Genomic DNA, 4,788 nt, shown 5'->3' with positions numbered 1-4,788 from the left:
GCGTGGGCGACACTGTGCGCCGCCGTTGCGGACATGGCAGTACCACGCGCAACCGCGGCCGACCCAAAAAAGACAAGCGCAACCGCGTCGAGCCTGGCGGAGTTTGACCGCCACGACCGCCCGGTGATGCGTCGCGGGGCCGAGCGCTGCTAGCGGCGCGGGTCTAGCCGCCGCATGCTGACGAACACGCGCCGGATTCCGGTCAGCGGGTCGTCGAACTCGAGGCGCTGCGCCAGGAGTTGCAGCGGCGTGGAGAAGTCGTCGGCAGCTACGTCAATCGCGTTGGGGTACAACGGGTCGCCTTCGATCGGGATGCCCAGCGACGCCATGTGCACCCGCAACTGGTGCGTGCGCCCGGTCCGCGGCGTCAGCCGATAGCGCCCGTCCGGTGACATCAACTCCACCAGGGTCTCCGCGTTTGGCTCGCCGGACTCCTCGACAGCTTGAATATTCCCGCGGCGCTTGACAATACGGCTGCGGACCACCTGCGGTAACGGCACGCCAGGGTCGACCGCGGCTCTTGCCAGGTAGGTCTTGCGCACCGCGCCGCGGGCGAACAGCGTCTGGTAGTGCCCACGGACGGCACGGCGAGTCGTGAACAGCAGCACCCCGGCCGTGAGCCGGTCCAACCGGTGGGCCGGACTGAGCTCGTCGAGCCCGAGTTGCCGCCGAAGGCGCACCAGCGCCGTCTGCGCGACGTGCCGGCCGCGCGGCATGGTGGCCAGAAAATGGGGCTTGTCGGCCACGACGATGTCGTCGTCCTGGTACAGCACTGGAATGTCGAAGGGCACCTCGACCTCGTCGCGCAGTTCACGGTAGAGGTACACGACGGCGCCGGCAGGAAGGACCGCCGCGGGATCGAGCACGGCGCCGCGTTGGTCGACGACTTCGCCGGCGACCGCCTTGGCGGCAACCTCGGGCCCGAACCTGCTGTTCAACTCCGCACCCAACGGTCCGCCGCGCACCCGCAGCCGCGCCGGTCCCAGCCCGTCGCGGGGCGGCAGCGGGGCGCGCCTCAATTCAGTGGCACCGGCTCGAGGATCTCGGCGCGGGCCTCCGGAGCGCGAACCCGCAGCGCATCGGCCGACGCGTCGTCGGGCTGCGCCTGCGACAGCACCTCGGCCTCGACGCGGGCAGTGTACGTCTGCACCTCGCGGTCGACATCGTCGGCGGCCCAGCCCAGGATCGGGGCGACGATGTCCGCCACCTCCCGGGCGCAATCGACACCACGGTGGGCATACTCGATGGCGATGCGGGTGCGGCGCGCCAAGATGTCCTCGAGATGCAGCGCGCCCTCGGCGGTCACTGCGTAGGCCGCCTCGACCCGCAGGTAGCCCGGGGCGGCGGCGATCGGGGCGAGGAGGTCGCGGCGGTCGGCGGCCAGCGCCAGTACTTCGTTGATCAGCGAGCCGTACCGGTCCAGCAGGTGCCGCACCCGGTATGGGTGCAGGCCTTCCAGCGCGCCGACGTGTTCGGTCTGGTTGATCAGCGCGAAGTAGCCGTCGGCGCCCAGCAGCGGCACCTTTTCGGTGATCGATGGCGCCACTCTGGCCGGAATATATTGCGCCGCAGCATCGATCGCGTCGGCGCCCATCACGCGATAGGTGGTGTACTTTCCGCCGGCGATGGCGATCAGACCCGGCGCAGGCACGGCGACCGCATGCTCGCGGGACAGCTTGGAAGTCTCCTCGCTCTCCCCCGCCAGCAACGGCCGCAGGCCTGCGTACACGCCGTCGATGTCGTTGTGCGTCAACGGAGTGGCCAGGACTGTGTTGACGGTGCTCAGGATGTAGTCGATGTCGGCCTTGGTGGCGGCCGGGTGCGCGAGGTCCAGATTCCAGTCGGTGTCGGTGGTCCCGATGATCCAGTGGTTGCCCCAGGGGATGACGAACATCACCGACTTTTCGGTGCGCAGGATGATCGCGGCGTCGCTGACGATCCGGTCCCGCGGGACGACGATATGCACACCTTTGGATGCGCGCACCCGAAATCGGCCGCGCTGCTTGGACAATGCCTGAATCTCGTCGGTCCAGACACCCGTCGCATTGACCACGACGTGGCCCCGCACCTCGGTCACCGTGCCGTCCTCGGAGTCGCGGACCCGCACACCGGTGACCCGGTCGCCTTCCCGAAGCAACGACACCACCTGTGTCGACGACCGCACCACCGCGCCGTAGTGCGCGGCCGTCCGCACAACGGTCAGCGTGTGCCGGGCGTCGTCGACGACGGTGTCGTAGTAGCGGATACCACCGATCAGCGCACTGCGCTTCAGGCCCGGGGATAACCGCAATGCGCCGGCACGACTCAAATGCTTCTGCGCGGGAACGGATTTCGCGCCACCGAGTTGGTCGTAGAGCATGATGCCCGAGGCCACGTAGGGGCGCTCCCACCATCGCTTGGTCAGCGGGTAGAGAAACGGCAGCGGCTTGACCAGATGCGGGGCCAGGGTGGTCAACGACAATTCACGCTCGTAGAGCGCCTCACGCACCAAACCGAATTCCAGTTGCTCGAGGTAACGCAGCCCACCGTGAAACATCTTCGACGACCGGCTTGACGTGCCAGAAGCGATGTCGCGGGCTTCCACCAGTGCGACCTTCAGACCACGGGTGGCGGCGTCCAGTGCGGCACCCGAACCCACCACACCGCCGCCGATGACCACCACGTCGAATTGGTCGCTGCCCAGGCGCTCCCACGCCGAAGCGCGTTGTTCGGCGTTCAAAAAGCTCGCCGGGACGCGAGTCGGGTCGCTCACGACACCAGTCTCCTGTCGGTTACTCGCCAGTAGGTCGCTGGTCCCAAGGCTACCCGGCCGGGCCGGTCAGTCCAGGTCATCGTGGGCCATCAGGCGTCGCGCCGCCTCCGTGATCGAACCCGACAGCGACGGGTACACGCTCAGTGTCTGCGCCAACTGATTCACCGTGAGGCGGGTCTGCACTGCCATCGCAATCGGCAGGATGAGTTCCGAGGCGATCGGCGCCACCACCACGCCGCCGATCACCACGCCGGAGGCCTGACGGCAGAAGATCTTGACAAAACCATGCCGCAGGCCCGACATCTTCGCCCGTGCATTGGTGCGCAACGGCAGCATGATGGTGCGCGCCTGAACGGATCCGTCGTCGATGGCCGATTGCGGAACGCCCACCGCGGCGAGTTCGGGCCGGGTGAACACCGCGGCGGCGACCGTGCGCAGCCGGATCGGCGTGACGGCTTCACCGAGCGCGTGCCACATCGCGATCCGGCCCTGCATCGCGGCGACCGAGGCCAGTGGCAGCAGCCCGGTGCAGTCGCCGGCAGCGTAGATGTTGGACACCGAGGTCCGCGAGACCCGGTCTACGGTCAGATAGTTACCCGGCCCGAGTTCGATACCGACCCGATCCAGGCCCAAGCCGGCGGTGTTGGGCACCGAGCCGATCGTCATCAACGCATGACTGCCCTCGACGGTCCGCCCGTCGGACAGGGTCACCAGCACCCCGGCGTCGGTACGGGTGACCGAGTCGGCGCGGGCGTTCTTGACCAGCCGAACCCCGCGCTCGGCGAAGATCCGCTCGAGCACCGCGGCCGCGTCGGCGTCCTCGTACGGCAGGATCTGGTCGCGGCTGGCGACGACCGTGACATCGACACCCAGTTCCGTGTAGGCGTGCACGAATTCTGCGCCGGTGACGCCGGAACCGACCACGACGAGGTGTTCGGGCAGCGCCTGCAGGTCGTAGAGCTGACGCCAGGTCAGGATGCGCTCGCCGTCGGGCCGTGCGGTCGGCAGCTCGCGGGGGCTGGCACCGGTCGCGATCAACACGACGTCGGCGTCATAGGTGCTGGTGGTGCCGTCGGGCTCGGTGGCTTGCACGCGGTGGGTGGCCAGGCCCGGGGCGGCGTCGACCAGCTGGCCCGTGCCGGCGACCACGTCGACGCCTGCGCTGAGCAGCTGCGCTTTGATATCCGCTGATTGGTCGGCGGCCAGCCGCTTGACGCGCTGGTGGATCTCGGGCAGCGAGATCTTGGCGGCTTCGATGTCGATGTCGAAGCCCAGATGCGGCCCGCGGCGCAGCTCGGTGCGCACGCCGGTGGATGCAATGAAGGTTTTGGACGGCACGACGTCGAAGAGCACCGCCGCGCCCCCGATGCCGTCGGAGTCGATGACGGTGACGTGGGCATTGCGCGCTGCCGCGACCAGCGCCGCCTCGTAACCGGCCGGTCCTCCACCGATGATCACAATGCGGGTTGCCACGGCCCCAACCTAACGAACGTGGCGGATCTGCGCCGCTTCAGCGCCCGCCGTCTAAGATTTCCCCGTGCCGCTCTACGCCGCTTACGGCTCGAACATGCATCCCGACCAGATGCGGCAGCGTGCACCCCACTCGCCGATGGCCGGAACCGGCTGGCTGCACGGCTGGCGACTGACGTTCGGCGGCGAGGACATCGGCTGGGAAGGCGCGCTGGCCACGGTCGTGGAGGACCCGACGTCGAAGGTGTTCGTCGTGCTCTACGACATGACATCGGCCGACGAGAGCAACCTCGACCGCTGGGAGGGCTCCGAACTCGGCGTACACAAAAAGATCCGCTGCCGGGTGGAACGCGTGGCGTCCGACACCGACACCGACCCGGTGCTGGCATGGCTGTACGTGGTGGACGCCTGGGAAGGCGGTGTGCCGTCGGCGCGCTACATCGGCGTGATGGCCGACGCTGCCGAAATCGCTGGTGCGCCGGGCGAATACGTCCACAAGATCCGCACCTGGCCGGCCCGCAACGTCGGCCCAGGGCACGGCGGGTAGCCGTCCCTAGAGCGCCGTC

4 protein-coding genes are annotated in these 4,788 nt (G+C 68.5%); 1 reads left to right on the top strand and 3 read right to left on the bottom strand.

The genetic code is table 11. From position 1 onward, the window contains the following. Positions 1-149: 149 nt before the first annotated feature. From AC2VOG_RS17295 to AC2VOG_RS17285, 3 genes are all read right to left on the bottom strand, one after another. Entirely contained in the window at positions 150-1,019 is an 870-nt protein-coding gene (locus AC2VOG_RS17295) for a pseudouridine synthase (RefSeq protein WP_486941082.1), read from the bottom strand. Beyond that, the gene (locus AC2VOG_RS17290; RefSeq protein ID WP_486941081.1) at positions 1,016-2,752 is read right to left on the bottom strand and encodes a glycerol-3-phosphate dehydrogenase/oxidase; all 1,737 of its coding nucleotides are present in this window, start codon (positions 2,750-2,752) and stop codon (positions 1,016-1,018) included. The genes AC2VOG_RS17295 and AC2VOG_RS17290 overlap by 4 nt, the downstream gene beginning before the upstream one ends. Positions 2,753-2,818: 66 nt before the next feature. After that, positions 2,819-4,225: an NAD(P)H-quinone dehydrogenase gene (locus tag AC2VOG_RS17285; protein WP_486941080.1), complete on the bottom strand. Its 1,407-nt coding sequence runs from the start codon at positions 4,223-4,225 to the stop codon at positions 2,819-2,821. Between the two features lie 64 nt (positions 4,226-4,289). Between AC2VOG_RS17285 and AC2VOG_RS17280 the strand changes: the two genes are divergently transcribed. After that, on the top strand, positions 4,290-4,769 hold the full coding sequence (locus tag AC2VOG_RS17280; RefSeq protein WP_486941079.1) for a gamma-glutamylcyclotransferase family protein: 480 nt from the start codon (positions 4,290-4,292) through the stop codon (positions 4,767-4,769). Positions 4,770-4,788: the final 19 nt, after the last annotated feature.

Source organism: Mycobacterium sp. TH-M11 (assembly GCF_057473725.1).
Note: the sequence above shows the minus strand (reverse complement) of the source record. Positions and strands in the feature narration are given on the sequence as shown.